Here is a 22,355-nt window from a genome sequence, read left to right as displayed (position 1 = left end):
ATACATGGCTAAGAATTTAGTAATTGTCGAGTCCCCCGCGAAAGCAAAGACCATTGAAAAATTTCTAGGAAAGGATTTTAAGGTAGAATCCAGTTTTGGTCATATTGCCGACTTACCGTCCAAGGAATTAGGGGTAGACGTAGACAATGACTTTAAGCCTAAGTATATCGTAGACAAGGACAAAGAAGCTTTGGTGAAAAAATTAAGGAATTTAGCTAAAAAGGCCGATACGATTTGGTTGGCCAGTGATGAAGATCGTGAGGGAGAGGCAATTTCTTGGCACTTGGCAGAAGAATTGGGGTTGGACAAGAAAAAGACAAAACGTATTGTTTTTAACTCGGTTACTAAAAGTGCCATTCAAAAAGCAATTGAAAATCCAAGAGAAATAAACTACAACCTGGTAAATGCACAACAAGCAAGGCGTGTGTTAGACCGGTTGGTAGGGTATCAACTATCTCCGGTGCTATGGAAAAAAATTAAACCAGGCCTATCTGCCGGTCGTGTGCAATCTGTTGCAGTGCGCCTTATTGTAGAGCGAGAAAGAGATATAGAAGCATTTACTCCAGAAGGTGCCTTTAAAATATCGGCCGAGTTCAAAACCGGTACTGGGAGTGTGTTTACGGCAAAAGTGGGTAAAAGCTTCAGTACAAAGGAAGAGGCAAATTCCTTTTTAGAAAAAAATATTGGAGCTGGGTTTTCGGTAGGAAAGCTAGATAAAAAACCTGCCAAGAAATCGCCGTCAGCACCTTTTACAACATCGACCTTACAACAAGAGGCATCACGGAAGTTATATTTTTCCGTAGGGAGGACCATGCAAGTGGCTCAGCGTTTATATGAAGCAGGACTCATTACCTACATGAGAACCGATAGTGTTAATCTTTCTAGCGAAGCCATTACTTCCGCTAAGGATGCTATTATTAAGAACTACGGCGAGAAATATAGTAATATAAGGAGTTTCACTGGAAAATCTAAAGGAGCTCAGGAAGCACATGAAGCCATTAGACCAACCGAAATGGGTAATCAATCTCCGTCTTTAGAAAGAGATCAATCTAAATTGTATGATTTAATATGGAAAAGGACTATTGCTTCTCAAATGAGCGATGCCCAATTGGAGCGAACCAATGTAAAAATACAGGCAGATAAACACGATTTAGAATTTACTGCCAATGGGGAGGTTATAAAATTTGACGGTTTCTTAAAAGTCTATATGGAAGGTGTAGATGATGAGGATCTTGCCGAAGAGCAAGAAGGTATGTTGCCAGCAATGAAGATAGGTGAAGCATTACAAAACAATTACATTTCGGCAACCGAACGTTTCTCAAGACCACCATATCGTTTTACAGAAGCGACTTTAGTAAAAAAATTAGAAGAGTTAGGTATAGGAAGACCATCTACCTATGCGCCAACAATTTCTACGATATTAAATAGAGGTTATGTTGAAAAAGGAACCGTAGAAGGTTCCGAGAGGAAATATGACCAACTGGTATTAGAAGCTGGTAGTATACAAGAAAAAGGACTTTCGGAAATGGTAGGATCCGAAAAAGGGAAGATGGTGCCAACGGATATAGGTATGATTGTAACGGACTTTTTGGTTGCTAATTTCGCAACTATATTGGATTATAATTTTACTGCCAAGGTAGAGCAGGATTTTGATGAAATTGCCTCTGGTGACGAGGATTGGAAGAAAATGATGAAAAACTTTTATAAAGATTTTCATCCCAATGTGCTGGACGTAGAAGAAAATGCGGATCGCGCAAGCGGCGAGCGTATTCTGGGGAAAGATCCAAAAACCGGAAAACAGGTATCTGTGCGTTTAGGGAGGTTTGGACCAATGGTACAAGTGGGTACTGTAGACGATGAAGAAAAGCCCACGTTTGCAAGCTTATTACCAGACCAGTCTTTGAATACCATAACCTATGAACAAGCGATGAATCTCTTTAAATTACCAAGGAAACTTGGCGTTTATGAAGGTGAAGAGGTTGAGGCTAATGTAGGAAGGTTTGGACCCTATGTTAAATTCGGTAAAAAGTTCATTTCTATGGAAAAAAGTGATGATCCAATGGAAATTGTGATGGATCGCGCTATAGAATTAATCATTGCAAAAGAAAAGGCGGATGCACCTGTAACGGAATATGAAGGCAAAGGTGTGCAAAAGGGCTCGGGTAGGTTTGGACCCTTCATCAAATGGGACGGCATGTTCATTAATGTGAATAAGAAGTATGATTTTGATAATCTTTCGCAGGAGGATATTGTAGAACTTATTGAGGTAAAAAAGCAGAAGGAGATAGATAAAGTGGTGCAAAACTGGGAAGAAGAAGGTATCCGAATAGAAAAAGCACGATGGGGGCGTCATAATATTATAAAGGGTAAAATAAAGGTAGAGTTGGCTAAATCTGTCGATGCTACCAAAATGACCTTGAAACAAGCTTCCGAACTTGTAGAGAAAAAGACCCCTAAGAAAAAGGCAAAAGCCAAGCCGAAAGCAAAAGCAAAAGCAAAACCTAAAAAGTAACTTAATTTTGAGTTGGAAGTAATGTTGTTTTCTCTCTACATTTATGGTTAGAGCAAAAAATTCTATTTACTTTAAACCATAAACCATAAACCATAAATCATTCAATGGCCTTCGATTTCTTAGTTCCAGTAGAAGATAAAGTCTTAGCGCATTGCGAACTGTTGCCTGCACAGGCCATCGGCAAGAATACGTATATACACACTGTAAATGATGGTCTTCCTGTACTAGCGAATGCTACCGTAGCTATATTGGGTGTAAAAGAATCCCGAAATGCCTTTGAGAAAAAACTGGAAAAATTAGATGTTTCCGCTATTCGGTTAGAATTCTATAAGCTTTTATTAGGAAATTGGAACGCCACGATTGTAGATTTGGGCGATATAGAGGAAGGTGAATCGGTAGAGGATACCTATTTTGTTGTAAAGGAAATAGTGGCGGGATTATTGGAGGAAAACATTATTCCTATACTACTTGGCGCAACTCAAGACATAACCTATCCTGCATATAGGGCTTTTGATGGCATCAAGGATATGATAAATTTGGTTGCCATAGACAGCCGATTCGATTTTGGAATAGATGATGAGCTTATTTCCTCACATTCTTATATGAGCAAGATTATAACGGATAAACCTAATAACCTTTTTAACTTCTCCAATATAGGATATCAGAGCTATTTTAATGCCCAAGAAGAGGTAGATTTAATGGAACGTTTGTTTTTTGATGCTTATAGGCTTGGTGAAATAGCCAATGATCTTTCCTTGGCGGAACCTGCCTTAAGAAATGCCCATATGGTAAGTTTGGATACACGGGCTATCCAAGCTAGTGAAATTTCTTCTTCTGCTAACTTTTCTCCTAATGGATTTACAGGTAGAGAAATTTGTGCCATAGCCAGATATGCTGGAATTAGTGATAAGGTCGCTGTTTTTGGAATTTACGAAATGGAGAATAATGTACAAGCTCAGCAGCTTATAGCCCAAATAGTATGGTACTTTATAGAAGGTGTCAATTACAGAATTAAAGAATCACCTTATTCAAAGACAGCGGATTTTACAAAGTATACCGTTCCTTCGGATGCTGAAGACCTTATTTTCTACAAAAGTCTTTTGACCCAAAGATGGTGGGTAGCAGTGCCATCAATTTTCACTTCACATACTAAAGCAAATACACCTGCGTTATTACCATGCACAGAGCGGGATTATTTAGATGCTTGCAATCAAAACATTCCCGAAAGGTGGTTTAAAGCTTACAAGAAAGGCTTTAATTAATAAAAAATAATTTTACGGGATAAAAGGCATTTATACAATAATTTATTCAAAACGTAGTTTTAGAATATAGAATAAATGAATGTATTCGCAGTTTGTAACCTTAATCGAAATTTAACCTAAAGTATGAAGAAGCTATTGTTGTCATCTATAGCGTTTGTTTTTTTACTCACAAGTTGTGGGTCTAAAACGAAAGGTGAGCTAGTCGGAGTCCAAGGAAAAAAATGGTATCCTGAAAAGCCTTATGGTATGGAACTTATCCCAAGAGGTTCTTTTATCATGGGTAAGAGTGAGGAGGATCAGGCGAAAACCTTGAACGCGCCTACAAAAACAGTTACTGTTCGTTCCTTCTACATGGACGATACAGAAATAACGAATAGTGAATACCGGCAGTTTGTGGAGTGGGTAAAAGACTCTATCGCAAGAACCCAATTAGCTATCCTGGCAGACGGATTAGGTCTAGGTCGGGATGACGGCGGTATTGGTGAGTACGCTTTCAAAGATGCGGACACAACCAAAGCTTCCGCATATGATAAGTATATGCTAGACAACTATTCCGGGATGGGAGAAACTGGTTATGAAGAAAGAGCGTTAAACAAGGATATAGATTTAATATGGGATGTCTCTGACTATCCAGATGAGTATTACACTGAAATTATGGTCGACTCCATCTACTTATCTGAAGAGGAATCGTACAACGGTCAAAGAAGTATCGACGTTACAAAATTAAAATATAAGTACAGCTGGATGGATATTGAAGCTGCCGCACGTGCTTCTATAAAAGGTAATGGTAGTAGAAAAGACTTTATTCGGACAGAAGAAACAGAAATTTATCCGGACACTACGGTATGGATAAGGGATTTCGAATATTCGTACAATGAGCCTATGCACAATGATTATTTCTGGCATGACGCTTATAGTGAATATCCGGTTGTAGGTATTTCATGGGCGCAAGCAAAGGCTTTTTGTGAGTGGAGAACAAAGTTTAAGAACGATGATCAGAAGAGTCGTGATAGGCAATTTGTAAATAAATTCAGGTTACCGACGGAAGCTGAATGGGAATATGCAGCACGAGGAGGTATCGAAAGTGGAACTTATCCATGGGGAGGACCTTATGTGATTAGCGATACAGGTTGTTTCATGGCAAACTTTAAGCCCCAACGTGGAGATTACGCAGCAGATATGGCACTTTATACGGTAGAGGCTAAAGCTTATGAACCAAACGATTTTAATCTTTACAACATGGCGGGTAACGTATCTGAATGGACAAATTCCAGTTACGACCCAAGTGCGTATGATTATGTATCAACGATGAATCCCAACGGAGGAGACCAGTCCAATACCAGAAAAGTAATCAGGGGAGGTTCCTGGAAAGATGTTGCATACTTCCTTCAAGTGAGTACAAGAGATTATGAGTATGCAGATTCCGCTCGTAGTTACATAGGTTTTAGAACCGTACAAGATTATATGGGCGAAGAGGATTCCACACAATAAATAATAGCAACAGAATACAAAATAGTTTTCAACATAAGTTCAAATCAAATTTCAAACCAAATCTTTAGTATTAAACCTTAAATTAAAATCATGGCACAGTCAAAAGCAACAAAAAAATTATTTAACATGGCCTATGGCCTAGGAGCATCAATCGTAATTATTGGTACATTATTTAAAATCCTTCACTGGGAATTTGGGCCGCTTACAGGTGGCTTGTTACTAGCGGTAGGTCTTATTACAGAGGCACTTATTTTCGCAATCAGTGCATTTGAACCTATAGACGATGAGTACGATTGGTCTTTGGTTTATCCAGAATTAGCAGGAGCTGCCTCCATGGGTACAAAGCAAAACCCTGCTGATGAAATCAAAGAAGCAGAAGGTTCTTTGTCTAAAAAATTAGACGAAATGCTAAAAGAAGCTGGTGTAGATGCCAACCTTATGCAGAGCCTAGGTTCTAGCATCAAGAATTTTGAAGGTGCCACTAAAGGTATTGCTCCAGCTGTTGATGCAATGGAATCTACTAAAAAATATTCTGATGAAATGGTACATGCTGCTTCTCAGATGGAATCTTTGAACAGTCTTTATAAAGTACAATTAGAGAGTGCTAGCAAACAAGCTAGCGTTAACGAGCAAGTGGTTCAAAACGCAAGTGCATTAAAAGACCAGATGGCTTCATTGTCCAGTAACCTTTCTTCATTGAACGGTGTATATGGTGGTATGTTAACTGCAATGAGCAAAAATTAAATTGGATTTTATCAACATCCCAAATTTAAGTATTAATTAAAATCTAATTTAAGAAACATGGCAGGAGGAAAACAATCACCAAGGCAAAAAATGGTAAACCTAATGTATTTGGTTTTCATTTGTATGCTAGCATTAAATATGAGTAAAGAGGTACTCGCCGCATTCGGATTAATGAATGTGAAAATGGAGACGTCTAACTCAAAAACAACCGAAAGTAACGACCAATTTTTAGCGAGTTTGGAAACAAAAGCGTCTGAAGATAAGGTTAAGTACGGCGAAGTATACCAGAAAGCAAACCAAATAAAGGCACTTTCACAGGAATATTTTGATTATTTAGAAACCATTAAAGAAGGTATGTTAGTTGGTGTAGAAGATCCAACAGATTACCAAGTAATGGATAAGGCGGATTACTTGAACCAACACTTTTTTCAAGGAGATAACTTGGCAGACGGTGGTCAGGAATTCATGAAGAGAATCAACGATTTTCGTACGGAAATCGCCAAATTGGTACCTGCAAGATTAAAGTCTACCGTAGAAGCTCGTTTTGAGGTAGGTGACGAAAACGGGAAAGTATTGACCAGAGACAAATCAAAGCAAAATTGGATTGAATATCATTACAAGGATTTTCCATTGATTGCTTCCTTAACGAAGATAACGGCATTACAGGCAGATATTAAATCTACCGAAGAAGATGCACTTAAATCTATGTTAGCAGGTGAGCTTACAGATCAGGTTTCCTTGAAGAACTTTGCTACCTCACTTTTTGCTAGTAAGTCGGCTTTCTACTCAGGTGAAAATTATGACGGTAAGATTATTATCAGCAAAACAGATAATTCTTCTACTCCAGTGAGAGCTGAGTTAACGTTGGATGGCAGAAAACTTGCTGCAGGTAAGGACTACAAAATTGAAGCGGGTGGTGTAAAAATGTTGATTGGTTCCGGTCCTGCCGGTGATCATGTGATTGCGGGTACATTATTTTTTCAACAAGACGGTGCGGAGATAGAAGTGCCTGTAAAGAATTCCTTTGCAACAATTTCTAAACCTAATGCTGCGTTGATTGCTGCCGATAAAATGAACGTTGTTTACCGTGGAGTATCTAACCCAATGTCTATTTCTATTCCAGGGATACCTAACAATAAAGTACGTGCATCTGCTCCAGGTCTTAAAGCTATAAGTGGTAGTAAGTACGTAATGAACCCTGGAACGGGCAGATCTGTTACAATAGTAGCTTCTGGAACACTTCCAGATGGTCAGCCAATATCTTCCAAGTCCGAGTTTAGGATTAAAGATATTCCAAGACCAGAAGGATTGGTTAGTAAACAACCAGGTAGTATAAAATTACCTAGAAGGAACTTAGAGATTGCTACGATAAGCGCTCATTTGGATGATTTTGATTTTGATTTAAACATAGCGGTAAGTGGGTTTAGCTTCAAAGTACCTGGTCAACCTACGATTAGCGTAAAAGGAAGCAAGCTAGATTCAAGAGCTAAATCAGCACTCAAAAGAGCTAAAAGAGGAGATATTGTGCAGATATTCGATATCAACGCATACATCACTAATAATAAGAGTTACAGACTTAAAAAAGTATCTCCGGTAGTTGTGGAGATAACAAACTAGTAAGAATAAATGATTCTGGGTAGCGCTTTTAGTTACCCAGTTATTTTAAAGTAAAACAAACATGAATTGGAAAAATGTTTTTTTAATGGGAGTTTTGGTAGTATTACCAGCATCCATGATGGCACAAGCTAATATTTTGAACGCCAAAAAACCACAGGAAGTCGGGGTGCGGACACAAGCCCAGAAAGATGTGGACAATGACGCTCCTTTGAAATATGGCTATGTGGATGATAGGGATATTCTCTGGTCCAAAACGCTATGGGAAACCATAGATTTGGATGAAAGGGTAAACTTTCCTATGTATTATCCAACAGATACCATTGATATAGGTTCTGATAGAAGGTCTTTATATCATGTCTTAATGAAGAACGTTAAGAATGGTACATTGGACGCTTATGCTGATTCTTACTTTACCGAAAAGAGGAATTTTGCAGATTTGTCTGCCTCCTTACAGAAAACAGATACTTTGGATTATGGATACGAGCAAATTAATGCTGGAGAACAAGTTTCCGAGGAATTTATTATGCGAAGAGAAATATCTGCCGCGCAGATTGAAGAATACCGTATTAAAGGAATGTGGTATTTTGATAAAAGACAAGGAGAATTGAAATACCGTCTTTTAGGTATTGCCCCTGTTGCACCGGATGTGAATTTCATGGATCAAGATAATCCTGATATGGTACCATTGTTCTGGATATGGTATCCGGATGCTCGTGAGGTATTGCACGAAGCTAAGGTCTTTAACCAACGTAATTCTGCACAACCTATTTCTTTTGATATGTTGTTGAATGCAAGAAGGTTTAATGCTGTAATTTACAAAGAAGATAACGTGTATGGCGACCGGAAGGTTAGTGATTACATAGCAGATAACGCACTCTTCCAGTTATTGGAAGCCAAACGCATCAAAGAGGTTATTCGCGATAGAGAACAAGATATGTGGTCTTATTAAACCAAATATATATTCCAATTCAATAGTATAAAGCGTTCCGACATTTGTCGGAGCGCTTTTTTTATATCTGGTAATCAATTTCTATTTATGATAGGTGAAATTGAGTAAGTTGTGTAATACCAGTATAGTTTGAGGAGCCTGATGCCGTTTGACTTCAATCGAAAATTTTAAGCAAGGAGAGAAGTTCTTAAGTATTTGATTTGTTTTTTGAGGCTTGTAAAAAGACATAAATACAATTAGTTCAAAAGTCTTTTGTGCTATACGTTATAGCGGAGTGGTCTTAGGTCATTTCACTTAATAGCTGCTCGTAAAATTTTAGGCCATAATTTCATCAATTTCCTACCTTTGCATGATGTTAGATTATATTGTGGTAGGCTTAGGCCTTGCTGGAACTGCTTTTTGCGAAACCCTTAGAAAGCATAATAAACGTTTTGTAGTATTCAACGATAGTTCGCAAGGAGCCTCTATGGTGGCAGGTGGACTCTCCAATCCTGTTATCCTAAAACGCTTTACACTGGCTTGGCAGGCTAGTACACTTATTCCAGTAGCGAACTCTTTCTATCACGAATTAGAGCATACCTTAGGGAAAAAGTTGATTTCTAGTCTGCCTGTGTATAGGAGGTTCGCTTCTGTAGCAGAACAGAACCTTTGGTTTGAGGCAGCTGATAAACAAGAATTAAAGAACTACTTGTCACCTACACTAGTACGTAATAGTAACAAAGGGTTGATTGCTCCCTACGATTTTGGGAATGTATTACATGCAAGTAGACTGGATACCGCGCTAACGCTTAAGAGCTATATCACCTTGTTGGAACGGGAAGGACTATTGGTTTCAGATTCCTTTGACCATGCTCATTTAGAACAAAATAGCTCACATGTAACATATGGTTCCATGACCGCAAAACAAATTGTTTTTACAGAGGGTTTTGGATTACAGCAGAATCCGTTTTTTAATTATTTGCCTATGCAGGGTTCCAAAGGGGAATATCTCATTATTAAATGCCTAAAACTCAAGGAAAAGAATGCTATAAAATCTTCGGTCTTTGTTATCCCATTAGGTAATGACCTATACAAGATAGGTGCAAATTATGATCGCGACACATCCAATAATCTTCCAACAGACAATACGAAAATAGAGTTGATTAGAAAGCTAAATGCTTTGTTGGATTGCCCATATGAAGTAGTGGGTCATCAGGCAGGTATACGACCAACGGTAAAAGACAGAAAACCCTTGGTGGGCCAGCATCCCGAATATGACAGACTGTTTGTGCTTAACGGTTTTGGTTCCCACGGCATCATGATAGGGCCTTGGGCTGCGGACCAGTTGTTTTCATCTATAGAAAAAGGAAACGATTTAAACCTAGAGATAGATATCAAAAGATATATTTCGGATTATAGTAAGGCCTAGGTATTCTGTTTAGCAAAATTAGGATTGTACTTGATAAATAGGTTGATCCAAATATTTCTAGATATCCTCATAATGATAGGCATAAAAAGGATTAATGTTCCTATAATAGCTACAAAGGTATTTATTAACGTAGTACCAATGATTAATTTTGCTATTACAAAGGCTGCTACGGCAAATGCGATTCCTAATCCGTAACTCACGTACATAGCTCCATAAAAGAAGGAAGGCTCTATTTTATATTTAAGGTCGCAGGTGCTGCAACGCTCTTGCATTTTGTAGATTTTCCCCAAATGGTATGGGTTTTTATCCAAATACATACCTTCTTCATGACATCGGGGACAAGTTCCTGTTAAAATACTGTAGAATTTGTTTCCTTTTTTTAACATTTGCAAAACTTTATATAAAGGTACAGATTTACACCTCAATTTATAGTTAGAGCGATTGTAAAAATCGATTGGTGAATTGTTAATTTGAATTGATTAGAAATAAAGAATTGCTTTTAAATATAAACGAGCTATTAGGGTTCATGCCCGAATAAAACGCATAAAAGAAAAAACTAAATGCTTAATATACACAACCTCTCCGTTTCGTTTGGTGGGGAATTTTTGTTTGAAGAAATATCATTCCGCCTAAATTCTGGTAATAGGGTAGGACTTGTAGGAAAGAACGGTGCAGGTAAATCTACCTTGTTGAAACTACTTTCCAAAGATATGCCTTTGGACAAGGGTACCATAGCGGTTGAAAAGGATATAAAAATCGGCTTTTTGCGGCAGGATATAGATTTTGTGCAAGGAAGAAGCGTCTTGGACGAGGCTTATCAGGCCTTTGAGGAAATCAAGAAATTGGAAGGTAAGATAGATGAGATAAACCATCAACTAGCAGAACGAACAGATTACGAAAGTGAAGGATATAATCAGTTGATTATTGATTTGAGTGATATAAGCCACCATTACGAAATACTAGGGGGGTATAACTACCAAGGTGAGACCGAGAAGATTTTACAAGGATTAGGGTTTAACCGAGAAGATTTTGATAAAAAGACTGAAACGTTTTCCGGTGGGTGGCGTATGCGAATAGAGCTTGCCAAATTACTTTTACAAAGTAATGATGTATTGTTGTTGGATGAGCCTACGAACCACTTAGATATTGAATCTATTATTTGGTTTGAGCAATTCTTGAATAATTATACAGGAGCTGTAGTAATCGTTTCGCACGATAAAATGTTTCTGGATAATGTTACGAACCGGACGATTGAAATATCTCTAGGACGTATTTATGATTACAATAAGCCCTATACGCAATACCTCGTTTTGAGGAATGAAATAAAGCAGCAGCAGCTAAGTGCTCAGAAAAATCAGGAAAAGGAAATTCAACAGGCAGAGCGTTTAATAGAAAAATTTAGAGCAAAATCTACGAAAGCTTCCATGGCGCAATCCCTTATTAAAAAATTAGATAAGATAGAACGTATAGAAGTTGACGAGGACGATAATAGTGTCATGAACCTCAGATTCCCTATTTCCGTTACACCAGGGAAAGTGGTTGTGGAAATTGAGGAGCTTTCCAAGAATTATGGTTCAAAGGAAGTACTAAACGATATAAACCTCCTTATAGAGCGTGATAGTAAAACTGCGTTTGTGGGGCAGAACGGACAGGGAAAATCGACCTTGGCCAAGATTATTGTAGGAGAATTGGAGCATGAAGGGCATTTGAAATTAGGACATAATGTCCAAATAGGATATTTCGCACAGAACCAAGCGGAATACTTAGATGGTAGTAAAACTGTTTTAGATACCATGATAGATTCTGCTAATGAAACCAACCGGAGCAAGGTTAGGGATATTTTGGGGTCGTTTCTGTTTCGTGGTGAGGATGTAGAGAAGTACGTAAAAGTCCTTTCAGGAGGGGAGCGTAATCGATTGGCACTGGCTAAGATGTTATTGCAGCCTTTTAATGTATTGGTAATGGATGAACCTACAAACCACTTGGATATTAAGTCTAAAAATGTATTAAAACAGGCTTGTAGAAGTTTTGAGGGCACACTTATACTTGTGTCTCATGATCGTGATTTTTTACAGGGTTTAACGAATAAGGTATATGAATTTAAGAATCAGGTCATAAAGGAATATCTTGGTGATGTAGATTTTTATTTGCAACAGCGAAAAGCAGAGGATTTTAGGGCGATAGAAAAGAAGCAGGAAAAACGTGAGGAAAAAAAAGTGGAAAAGAAAAACACATCCTTTCAAGACCAAAAGAAAGTAAAAAGCCTAAAAAACCAATTAAGTACAGTCGAAAGTAAAATTTCTAGCTTAGAAAAGGAGATAAAAATAATAGACCATGACTTGCTAATGGACTACGATGGGACTATTGCAAAGCCCAATTTCTTTGATGGCTATCAAGCTAAAAAAGACACCCTCGAGCAACTTATGGAGAATTGGGAACGGCTTTCTACGGAGATAGATACCATAGCTTAATTTTTCTTGCCACAGTTTAGAACGTTTTTACAACGTAAAAATAGCGTTTCACAACAAACTTTACCCTTTGAACGATAAAGTTAGACAATTGGTCGTTATAAGTATTAATTTGTAGGATAATTCCTAACTTTATAAAAAGCAAGGGCAATCTTGATAAACTCAAAACGCATGAAAAAACTATATTATTTATTGTTTTTAACAGTACTCATGGTTCATGTAGCAAGTGCGGAGGTCTCCAAAAAAGAGAAAAAAGCCTTGCTAGAATTCCACCAAAGTACCAATGGTAATCATTGGGTTAAAAAATGGGATTTAAAAGCTCCTGTTAGTAACTGGTACGGAGTACAAATAGTAAACAACCAAGTGGTTGGAATAGAATTGTTCCATAATAATTTGATGGGCCTTATTCCAGAAGAAATAGGAGATTTAGAGCATTTAACAAGCTTAAATCTTGCTTTTAATGCTATAACGGGTGAGTTACCAAAAAGCTTGGTGAAACTTACAAGGTTAAGGGTGTTAAAATTGGAAATGAATAGGATTAAAGGGGAAATACCTTCGGATATTGGAGCAATGGTAAGTCTAGTAGAGATTTCTGCTTTCAATAATTTTTTGTCTGGGAGTATACCAGAGAGTATCGGGGCCATTAAAGATTTAAAAGTACTAAACCTTTCCAGTAACAACTTGAAGGGAGATATACCAAGTTCGCTTGGGTCTTTAGATAAATTGGAAACTTTGGGACTTTTTGAAAATACATTGCAAGGAGCTATTCCAGCAACTATGGGTAACCTCACAAACCTTAAAGAGTTGGTGTTAGCCAATAATAATTTGGATGGAGAAATACCTGCTGAATTTGGACAATTGGCTAGTTTGGAAGTATTTCAAATTCAAAATAATAAATTCTCCTCTTTTAAGAATTTGGAAATGATGGATGAAAAACAGTTTTTAGTATTCGATTATGACCGAGAAGATAGAAATATACAATTTAAGGATATCAACATAAGTAAGTCTAGAATGGCAGACACTAAGTTTGAAGATATTGATGACTAAGTTTAGCTTACATTTTTATAGTTAGTTTGGTTTAAAAGGAGATGTAATTTACACCTCCTTTTTTTTGTGTACTTAAAAGAGCAATTAAATATCATAAATAGTTTATTTAAACGTTATAGTTTGGTAAATCCTTTATTCCTTTAAGAAGATAACAAAACGATTTACAAATGGGGCAGTACAAATCTGATCTATATTAAAAGGTATTGACTATGAATAAAATTTTAAAGATTACGACAATCATTTTGGTCTTTTTTGCTTCTATTGTGCTTAATGCTAAAATAACAAAGGAGGAAAAACAGATTCTTAAGGAGTTCTACGAAGCCACTAACGGGTCTGAATGGACTCATAAATGGAATTTTAATAAAAAAGCAGGGACTTGGCACGGGGTTGTTGTTGAGAACAACCATGTTGTTGAGATTAATCTTCATCACAATGGACTTGAAGGAACTATTCCAAGTTCAATGGGAAATCTTAGCCATTTAAGGGTTTTGAATTTAGCGTTCAATAAGTTAACTGGTCCAATTCCAATTTCATTGGTACAGTTGCATTATTTGGAGAAGTTGAAATTAGAAATGAATAGCCTATCAGGAATCCTACCAAGCAGTTTTAAAAATGCTAAAAATCTAAGAGAGCTAACTCTCTTTAATAATTCATTGGAAGGTACTATTCCAGAAGGAATAGGAGAGGCAAGCCAATTAAAGATATTAAATTTATCAAGTAATTATTTTGATGGTGAATTGCCAAAGGGTATTGCTGCACTAACAGAGCTAGAAAGTTTAGAGCTGTTTGGAAATAAATTAAGCGGAACTATTACCGCTGATATAGGTAATTTGAAAAATTTAAAGGAACTAGTGCTGTCTTACAATAGGTTTGAAGGGAATCTTCCGGAAAGCACTGCCAATTTATCCCAATTGAAATTGGTTCAGTTACAGGGGAATAATTTTGGTTCTATAAGGGCATTGATTAACCTAAGCTCTAAGGGCTTGGCAACATTTGATAGTGATGATGAGTTTTTAAACATACAGTTTCGTACTAACACACTATCACGGACACGAATTACCAACGCCAAGTTTGAGGATGTAGAGGACTAAAAGTGTCAAAAGGTAATCTAGATATACATAAAGAGCTCCATTAGGGGCTCTTTGTTGTTTACGGTAAGGTCAATAATGAGAAACCTTTTTATGATTATTTTAACATTGGTTGCATATGCAACCAATGTCTTTTTTGTAGTTTCGCCACGTGCAAAAAAAAAAAAGTCGAATAGATTTTGAAAATTCCATAGGCCCTTGGTTGGGTAGTACTGTAAAACTTGTTGATTATCATTTGCAAGAGGCCTTTGATTCGCACGGCATAGATATTACCAAAGAGCAGATGATTGTTCTTAAAACGTTGAACGAACAGGACGGAATTAATCAAAATGAACTTGCTTGCTTAACATTTAGGGACAAATCTTCCTTAGCACGTTTACTTTCCAAAATGGAAGGTAAAAATTATATCATGCGAGTGCAGAGCGAAGAGGATAAGCGCAACAACGAGGTTTTTATTACTTCAGAAGGAGCAAAGGTATTCGATAGGACAAAGCCAATTATTCAAGAAATAATAGATATTATGGAACACGGAATAAATGTGGAAAATAAAACCATAATGATAGAGAACCTAAAAAAAATCCAAAATAATTTTAAAACAAAATTAGAATTAAAATAAGTATCCAAGTATGAGAAAAATTATTTTATCAATCCTAGGTATCCTTTTGATAATAGGGTCATTTTTTATGGCGAAAGGGATTGTAGATAGTAAAAAGAGCTTTAGGCCCAAGGCAGGAAAAGTGGTCAAGACCGTTTTTACGGAGGTAGTACAGAATGGAACTGTGCCCATCATTGTTGCTGCTAATGGAAATTTAAATGCCAAGCAAAGGGTAGAACTCTTTGCGGAGGTACAAGGGGTTTTTAAAACAGGAAGTAAACTTTTTAAGGAAGGGCAGGCATACAAGGCTGGTGAAACCGTCATAAGCATAGATGCCTCCGAATATACTGCTAGTGTGCGCTCAGCTAAAAGTAACCTCTTTAATCTATTAACTTCAGTAATGCCTGATTTGCGACTAGATTATCCTGAGGTTTTTCCAAAGTGGCAAATATACCTTACCGAGTTTGATATGTCCAAAAGTACACTGCCGTTGCCAGAGATGACTTTAGAAAACGAGCGTTTCTTTATTTCTGGCCGAGGCATTCTTACGAGCTATTACACAGTTAAGAATTTGGAACAACGACTCACTAAATATAGAATCGCAGCACCCTTCTCTGGTGTCTTGACCGAAGCTTCTGTTACAGAGGGTACATTAGTTAGGTCAGGACAAAAATTGGGTGAATTTATAAATCCTGGTATTTATGAGCTAGAGGTGGCGGTGAGCAAAACCTACTCGGATTTGTTGAAAGTTGGTGAGTCCGTAGCGCTAACTACCTTGAATGATACTAAAATTTATAATGGAACAGTGTCCAGAATAAATGGAAGGGTGGACCAAGCTACACAAACGATTAAGGCTTTTATCGAAGTTAGCGACAAGAACTTAAAAGAAGGTATGTATTTGGAGGCAAGACTCGATGCAAAGAATGAAGAGAATGCTATTGAGGTTGATCGTAACCTGTTACTTGAAGGCAACAAAATCTTTGTAGTTCGTGATTCCGTTCTTGAGGTTATCAATGTAAACCCAGTCTATTTTTCCGATAAGCAGGTTGTTTTGAAAGACGTTCCAAACGGCACTACGATTATGTCCAAGCCACTGATTGGTGCGTATACGGGAATGGCTGTTAAAATATATAAGAATCAAAAGGAAAATACAAAAGGGTAATGCGAAAGTTAATAGAATACTTTATTCGCTACCATGTTGCCGTTAACGTAATTATTATTGCGTTCGCCATCTTTGGTATTGTAGGTGCTAAGTCTTTAAAATCATCTTTTTTCCCGCTTACGGATTCCAAAAACATATCTGTGAGTATAGCCTATCCAGGCGCTTCTCCGCAAGAGGTAGAGGAAGGTATCGTATTAAAGATAGAAGACAACCTAAAGGGTCTGGAAGGCGTAGATAGAGTCACCTCTACCTCTCGTGAAAATAGCGGTAGCATTAATGTAGAAATAGAGAAGGGGAGGGATATTGATTTTATGCTTTTAGAGGTAAAGAATGCTGTAGATCGCGTTCCAACCTTTCCTACGGGAATGGAGCCTTTGATTGTTTCTAAGCTCGAGTCTGTAAGACAAACCATTAGCTTCGCTATCAGTGGTGAGGATATTCCATTGGCTACGCTAAAAAGCGTGGGAAGACAGATAGAAAATGACCTACGTGCTATAGACGGTATTTCACAAATAGCAATATCAGGGTATCCACAAGAAGAAATAGAAATCGCTGTTAATGAGAATGATCTGTTGGCCTACGATATCTCTTTTGCCGAGGTTGCGCAAGCAGTTGCAAATGCTAATATTTTAGTGACAGGCGGAAACATTAAAACTGATGCAGAAGAATATTTAATCCGTGCAAATAATAGATCTTATTACGGTAATGAGCTCTCCAATTTGATTGTTAGGGCAGATGCTTCGGGTAATGCAATACGTTTAAAAGACATAGCTGAGATTAGGGACCGTTTCGCCGAAACACCCGATGCCTCCTATTTTAATGGTAACTTATCTGTAAATACGACCATCACCAGCACCAATACAGAAGATTTGGTTAGCTCTGCCGAGAAGGTAAAGGAATACGTAGAAGAGTTTAACCAGAAGTACAATAATGTACAACTAGATGTAGTCTCTGACCTTTCTACCACCTTGGTACAGCGTACGCAGTTGCTTACGGAGAATGCCATTATGGGTATGATTCTGGTATTAATTTTCTTATCACTTTTCTTAAATACTAGACTTGCTTTTTGGGTAGCGTTCGGACTGCCAGTAGCGTTTTTAGGAATGTTTGTTTTTGCAGGATTTTTTGATGTAACCATCAATGTTTTATCCCTTTTTGGAATGATAATCGTTATCGGAATTTTGGTGGATGATGGGATTGTTATCGCAGAGAATATTTACCAACACTACGAAAAAGGTAAAAGCCCTGTACAGGCAGCTGTAGATGGAACAATGGAAGTATTACCTCCTATTATTTCTGCTATAATCACTACTATTTTGGCTTTTTCTATTTTTCTTTTCTTGGATAGTAGGATAGGTGAATTCTTTGGTGAAGTTTCTGTAATCGTTATTCTTACGCTTGCCGTATCCTTGATAGAGGCCTTGATTATCTTACCTGCACACTTGGCCCACTCTAAAGCATTGCAGCCTGCAGCCGATAAACCTAAAAAAGGAATATCCGGTGCATTTGCCAAGTTAAGAATCATCAACGAGTCCGGTGATCGGTTTATGTCATGGATGCGCGACAAAATTTACGGTCCTGCATTACGCTTTGCCATGAATTATAAGATATTGACCTTCAGTTTTTTTGCGGGAGCCTTGATTCTTACTTTTGGCTCTGTAGGCGGAGGAATTATTAGAACGGCTTTCTTTCCAAGAATAGCCAGTGACCGTGTTCAAGTAGAATTGCAGATGCCTAACGGTACCAACGAGAAAATAACAGATTCTATTATTAGTTTAATAGAAGCTAACGCAGACATCGTAAATCAAGAGCTTACCGAGAAATATTTCAACGGAACTGATAAAGTACTTTTTGAAAACATGATACGGAGGGCGGGTCCAGGTTCTGCTACGGCAACATTGACTATAAATTTATTACCTGGAGAGGAAAGACCGAATGAGATATCATCAGATATGGTTACCAGTCGCTTGCAGGAGCTTGTGGGGCCGGTGGTAGGTGTAGAGAGTCTCATTTATGGCTCTGGCGGTAACTTTGGTGGTTCTCCTGTTGCCGTCTCCTTACTGGGGAACAACATCACAGAACTAAAAGCTGCTAAAAAAGAACTAAAGCAAGCCTTACAAAACAATACTTCTTTAAAGGACATTGCGGATAATGATCCTGCCGGTATTAAGGAGATACGACTAGAGCTTAGGGAAAATGCCTACCTCCTAGGGTTGGATTTAAGGAATGTGATGAATCAAGTACGGGCCGGTTTCTTTGGAACGCAGGCACAACGTTTTCAGCGATCCCAAGACGAAATTAGGGTTTGGGTAAGGTATGATAAGGAAAATCGGTCTTCTATTTCTGATTTAGATGAGATGCGTATTGTTACCCCAAGTGGTGATAGAGTGCCGCTAAAGGAAATAGCCGCATACACAATTGAGAGAGGTGATGTAGCTATCAATAGATTAGAAGGTAGGAGAGAAATACAGGTGTCTGCTGATTTAAAGAACCCAAAGGACAGTCCTACCGACATCATGGCCGAGGTACAAAATGTGATTATGCCCGAAATACTATCTAAATACCCCACGGTTAGTACTTCCTACGAAGGTCAGAATAGGGAACTAGGCAAGTTAACGGGTTCCTTAAAGGTAGTGGGACTATCAATCTTGCTCCTGATTTATATTACAATAGCGTTTACGTTTAGAAGTTTTAGCCAGCCTTTACTATTGTTATTGATTGTGCCTTTTAGTTTAACCGCAGTAGCATGGGGACATTGGATTCACGATTTTCCAATTAATGTACTTTCTCTTCTAGGAATTATTGCGCTAATAGGTATCATGGTAAATGATGGTTTGGTACTTATAGGAAGATTCAATACTAACCTAAAGGAAGGTATGACCTTTGATAATGCCATTTTTGAGGCGGGAAAATCAAGATTCAGGGCTATATTCCTTACTTCTATTACGACTATCGCAGGTTTGGCGCCCTTGCTATTGGAGACAAGTAGGCAAGCGCAGTTCCTAAAACCGATGGCCATTTCCATTGCTTATGGTATTGGTATTGCTACAGTATTAACGCTATTACTGTTACCCTTGTTCTTGTCGTTCAGTAATAATTTGAAAGCGAAGGTAGGTCTATTTAGCTCCGGAGTTAAAATTACCAAGGAAGAAGTAGAAAGGGCGATTAAGGAAAAAAAGGAAGGCCTTTATTTGGAAGGTACTAAATCCCATACATCACTTAGTACCGATGAAAAGTTGTCCTTACCTACGGAAAATAGGATTGAAACTATAAAGAAATTAGAAGGAACTACAGTAAAATGATGAAATTAAAACTATCAGCCCTAATTTTTTTAATGCCGTTTACGGTGCTTATGGCACAGGATAAGCTCCTTTCAAAGGAAGAGGCGGTTATCAAAGCATTGGAAAATAATTTTGGGATACAAGTCGCCAAGAATCAAGTAGAAATTGCAGAAAACAATAGTGGCTTGCTCAACTCTGGATTTTTGCCAACACTGACTGGGAACGCTGGAGCTAACTACCAAAGGGACGATTCTACTTTCGAATTTCCGGGTCAGTTTCTTAGAGACCCAGCCACTGGGGGAAACTTATTGGATGACGCCGGAAATCCAGTTTTAAGACCGGATGCCGGGCTTTATAAGGCCGAAGCACAGCGGTATAATGCCGGGCTTACCGCTAACTACACTCTTTTTGATGGTTTGGGTAGGTTCTACAACTTTAAGAGGTTAAAGGAACAATATCAGTTAAGTAGTCTACAGGCGCGGGAAACCATAGAAAATACCATGATACAAATGTTTAGTGTGTATTTTGAGATTGCACGCTTGACTGAAAATAAAAAGGTACAGCAACAAGCCTTGGAAATATCAAATCAACGTATTAAAAGGTCAGAGTATGCCTTTGAGTACGGACAAAGTACCAAATTGGATATTTTGAACGCTGAGGTAGATGTGACTAACGATAGCATCAACTTACTGAATACAAATCAACAATTGGCCAATGCCAAGCGAGATCTTAACGTAGTCTTAAATCAGGATTTAAACGAAGTCTATAAAGTGGACACCTTGATTACTTTCATTCCTAAGTTGAAACTGGACGAATTTATGGCGGAGTCCAATTTAAACAATGTTGCTATTTTACAAACGGAACGCAACTTGGCGATTAATGCCTACGATATTAAGGTAAATGCATCTGGTTATCTTCCTATTGTAGATTTGAACGGTTCCTATGGATGGAATTTAAACCAAAATGCAGCATCGGCTTTCTTTCCCGGGGTAAACGTAAATAATAATAGAAGCTTTGGTCTTGGAGCGCGCCTGACATGGAATCTCTTTGATGGTGGCGGAACTACGGTTAGGGTGAAGAATTCTAAAATCGCCTATAAAAATCAAGAACTGCTAAAGAAACAGGTAGCAATGGAAGTGAATAGGGACATCCAGAACGCCATGGCTATCTACGAAAATCGCTTGAATATATTTAAAATACAGGAAAAAAATGTGGTCACCAATCAAAACAACTTTGAGCGGTCCAAAGAGCAGTTTCAGTTGGGTAGGATTACTTCTATAGAATTTAGGCAGGCACAAATTAATTTGCTTAATGCCCAGACCAATAAGAATTTAGCCAAGTACGATGCTAAATTGGCAGAGCTGCAACTGTTGCAGTTAACGGGACAATTATTAAATGTTGAATTGTAGTTTTAATGAGGCGGCCAAAGAATGTACACTAAAAATAAAAGTAATGTATAACGATAGATCAACAAAGGAGTTATTGGAGCTATTGGAACAGTATGCTATGCTTACGTTTGAGTCTCAATTAAGTTTAAACGAAGAGCTAGCATCTCGGAGTCTGGTTGTGGATAAGAGCGAATTAGAATTAGCCATTGAAGTAAAAATATCTCAAATAGAGAACCTAGAATATTTAAAGGATATAGGATTTAAAGCTTCCATAAATAATGGAGAGATTACCGTAACAAGAGCAGCTGGAGCAGTATTTACAGATCTAGCTGCCGTTGTTTTTGGGGGGCTGGTTTTTTTGGCGGGTGTTTATGGTGTTGGTTCTTTGGTATCTATGTTCGTAAACGGAGAAGAAATAAATGTTTTTTCCTTAGCGGTAAACGCTGCTATGGCAAGTTTAGTGATGATAGGCTTTAGCTTTTTTAATGGAATCAAACGGTTGGTGGATTATTCTGGCTTTCGATTATCCAATCAATCGGGTATCATTACTATGAAAAAACGTTTTGATTTGAAGTTGGAAGAAATTAAAGAACAGGCTTCCGAACTATTTTTGGAGTCAGATGATAAAGAGCTTATTTTAAAGCTTGGTAATTATATCGTTTTTAATTCTAATGTGGAGAATATTGTGCAGCGGCTCACCTTAGAACAACTTGCAAACCTTCTTAAAAAGTGTTGATGCCTTTAAAATATTAAAAATAATACCCCCTTTCATGTACGAACAGTTCTTTCAATGTCCTTATTGTTGGGAAGAAATTTCCATGTTATTAGATACGTCGGTTACACAACAAACCTATATAGAGGATTGTGAGGTGTGTTGCAGACCTATTGAGGTTACAAGCCGTTTCAGTGGGGACGAACTTGTGGCTTTTGATGCTATTGATATAGAACAATAGCTTTTTTGATTTTCATTTCTCATATGTTGACTTCGCTTTTATTTTCTAATATTAGTGCCTAATGACATATAGGTATAACTCAAAATATAAGGTCCATCTAAAGGGCCAGGGATTGTAAGTAGTATTTAAAACATGTTTTAAATCAAAATGGGTAGTTGATTTTGATAAGAAGTAATTACGGAGATTTATCTATAGTTCCCTTACATCATTTAAAGACCGTTCCCTCAGAATGACCCCGGCATTCCTAGCGAAATAGCGAATAATAAATCAACTACTTGTGAATAACTCATGGTTTTCTTTTTAATATCTTTCTTACCTATTTTAGAATTATAAAAATCGAGGTATGCAGCTGTTTTTTTAAACTCTTATGGATTTTTAATATGCTATAAT

At 37.7% G+C, this 22,355-nt stretch carries 17 protein-coding genes; 16 read left to right on the top strand and 1 reads right to left on the bottom strand.

What is annotated here, in order from left to right; all coding sequences use genetic code 11:
* Positions 1 to 4 precede the first annotated feature (4 nt).
* The 7 genes from topA (at position 5) to Q360_RS0110145 (ending at position 9,983) form a co-directional block, all read left to right on the top strand.
* Positions 5 to 2,512, top strand: coding sequence for a type I DNA topoisomerase (topA, locus tag Q360_RS0110175; RefSeq protein ID WP_027076999.1), 2,508 nt, complete (start codon positions 5 to 7; stop codon positions 2,510 to 2,512).
* A 104-nt stretch (positions 2,513 to 2,616) separates the two neighbouring features.
* The gene (locus tag Q360_RS0110170; protein WP_027076998.1) at positions 2,617 to 3,774 is read left to right on the top strand and encodes a formimidoylglutamase; all 1,158 of its coding nucleotides are present in this window, start codon (positions 2,617 to 2,619) and stop codon (positions 3,772 to 3,774) included.
* A 123-nt stretch (positions 3,775 to 3,897) separates the two neighbouring features.
* Positions 3,898 to 5,265, top strand: a complete 1,368-nt coding sequence (gene porK / locus Q360_RS0110165; protein WP_027076997.1) for a T9SS ring complex lipoprotein PorK/GldK — start codon at positions 3,898 to 3,900, stop codon at positions 5,263 to 5,265.
* 90 nt (positions 5,266 to 5,355) lie between these two features.
* Positions 5,356 to 6,009 (top strand): type IX secretion system motor protein PorL/GldL, encoded by a 654-nt coding sequence (porL, locus tag Q360_RS0110160; protein WP_027076996.1) that lies wholly within the window; start codon positions 5,356 to 5,358, stop codon positions 6,007 to 6,009.
* 57 nt (positions 6,010 to 6,066) lie between these two features.
* Positions 6,067 to 7,626: a type IX secretion system motor protein PorM/GldM gene (gene porM / locus Q360_RS0110155; RefSeq protein WP_027076995.1), complete on the top strand. Its 1,560-nt coding sequence runs from the start codon at positions 6,067 to 6,069 to the stop codon at positions 7,624 to 7,626.
* Between the two features lie 61 nt (positions 7,627 to 7,687).
* A complete protein-coding gene (gene porN / locus Q360_RS0110150; protein WP_027076994.1) occupies positions 7,688 to 8,575 on the top strand; it encodes a type IX secretion system ring subunit PorN/GldN in 888 nt (295 codons plus the stop codon).
* A 349-nt stretch (positions 8,576 to 8,924) separates the two neighbouring features.
* Positions 8,925 to 9,983 (top strand): NAD(P)/FAD-dependent oxidoreductase, encoded by a 1,059-nt coding sequence (locus Q360_RS0110145; RefSeq protein ID WP_316931515.1) that lies wholly within the window; start codon positions 8,925 to 8,927, stop codon positions 9,981 to 9,983.
* Here Q360_RS0110145 and Q360_RS0110140 read toward each other — a convergent pair.
* A complete protein-coding gene (locus tag Q360_RS0110140; RefSeq protein ID WP_027076992.1) occupies positions 9,980 to 10,369 on the bottom strand; it encodes a DUF983 domain-containing protein in 390 nt (129 codons plus the stop codon). The genes Q360_RS0110145 and Q360_RS0110140 overlap by 4 nt on opposite strands.
* A gap of 174 nt (positions 10,370 to 10,543) precedes the next feature.
* On the opposite strand from Q360_RS0110140, the gene Q360_RS0110135 reads away from it, so the two are divergent.
* The 9 genes from Q360_RS0110135 to Q360_RS0110095 all read left to right on the top strand — a co-directional run bounded on the left by Q360_RS0110135 (position 10,544) and on the right by Q360_RS0110095 (position 21,965).
* Positions 10,544 to 12,454 (top strand): ABC-F family ATP-binding cassette domain-containing protein, encoded by a 1,911-nt coding sequence (locus Q360_RS0110135; protein ID WP_027076991.1) that lies wholly within the window; start codon positions 10,544 to 10,546, stop codon positions 12,452 to 12,454.
* Positions 12,455 to 12,622: 168 nt separating this feature from the next.
* Complete coding sequence (locus tag Q360_RS0110130) at positions 12,623 to 13,498, top strand: leucine-rich repeat domain-containing protein (protein ID WP_027076990.1); 876 nt, start codon at positions 12,623 to 12,625, stop codon at positions 13,496 to 13,498.
* A 209-nt stretch (positions 13,499 to 13,707) separates the two neighbouring features.
* On the top strand, positions 13,708 to 14,589 hold the full coding sequence (locus Q360_RS0110125) for a hypothetical protein (protein ID WP_027076989.1): 882 nt from the start codon (positions 13,708 to 13,710) through the stop codon (positions 14,587 to 14,589).
* 148 nt (positions 14,590 to 14,737) lie between these two features.
* Positions 14,738 to 15,202, top strand: a complete 465-nt coding sequence (locus Q360_RS0110120; protein ID WP_051554660.1) for a MarR family winged helix-turn-helix transcriptional regulator — start codon at positions 14,738 to 14,740, stop codon at positions 15,200 to 15,202.
* Positions 15,203 to 15,212: 10 nt separating this feature from the next.
* The gene (locus tag Q360_RS0110115; protein WP_027076987.1) at positions 15,213 to 16,343 is read left to right on the top strand and encodes an efflux RND transporter periplasmic adaptor subunit; all 1,131 of its coding nucleotides are present in this window, start codon (positions 15,213 to 15,215) and stop codon (positions 16,341 to 16,343) included.
* Positions 16,343 to 19,645, top strand: a complete 3,303-nt coding sequence (locus tag Q360_RS22955; RefSeq protein ID WP_051554659.1) for an efflux RND transporter permease subunit — start codon at positions 16,343 to 16,345, stop codon at positions 19,643 to 19,645. The genes Q360_RS0110115 and Q360_RS22955 overlap by 1 nt, the downstream gene beginning before the upstream one ends.
* Positions 19,642 to 21,033 carry a TolC family protein gene (locus Q360_RS0110105; protein WP_394331948.1) on the top strand — a complete coding sequence of 464 codons (1,392 nt, stop codon included), beginning with the start codon at positions 19,642 to 19,644 and terminating at the stop codon, positions 21,031 to 21,033. Before Q360_RS22955 ends, Q360_RS0110105 begins: the two co-directional genes overlap by 4 nt.
* 43 nt (positions 21,034 to 21,076) lie before the next feature.
* Positions 21,077 to 21,748, top strand: a complete 672-nt coding sequence (locus Q360_RS0110100) for a hypothetical protein (RefSeq protein WP_156950077.1) — start codon at positions 21,077 to 21,079, stop codon at positions 21,746 to 21,748.
* A 34-nt stretch (positions 21,749 to 21,782) separates the two neighbouring features.
* Positions 21,783 to 21,965, top strand: a complete 183-nt coding sequence (locus tag Q360_RS0110095; RefSeq protein ID WP_027076984.1) for a CPXCG motif-containing cysteine-rich protein — start codon at positions 21,783 to 21,785, stop codon at positions 21,963 to 21,965.
* Positions 21,966 to 22,355 lie beyond the last annotated feature (390 nt).

It is taken from the genome of Maribacter antarcticus DSM 21422 (assembly GCF_000621125.1).
In the GTDB taxonomy this organism is placed as follows: domain Bacteria; phylum Bacteroidota; class Bacteroidia; order Flavobacteriales; family Flavobacteriaceae; genus Maribacter; species Maribacter antarcticus.
The sequence above is the reverse complement of the archived record's forward strand: the minus strand, read 5'-3'. Positions and strand labels throughout refer to the sequence as shown.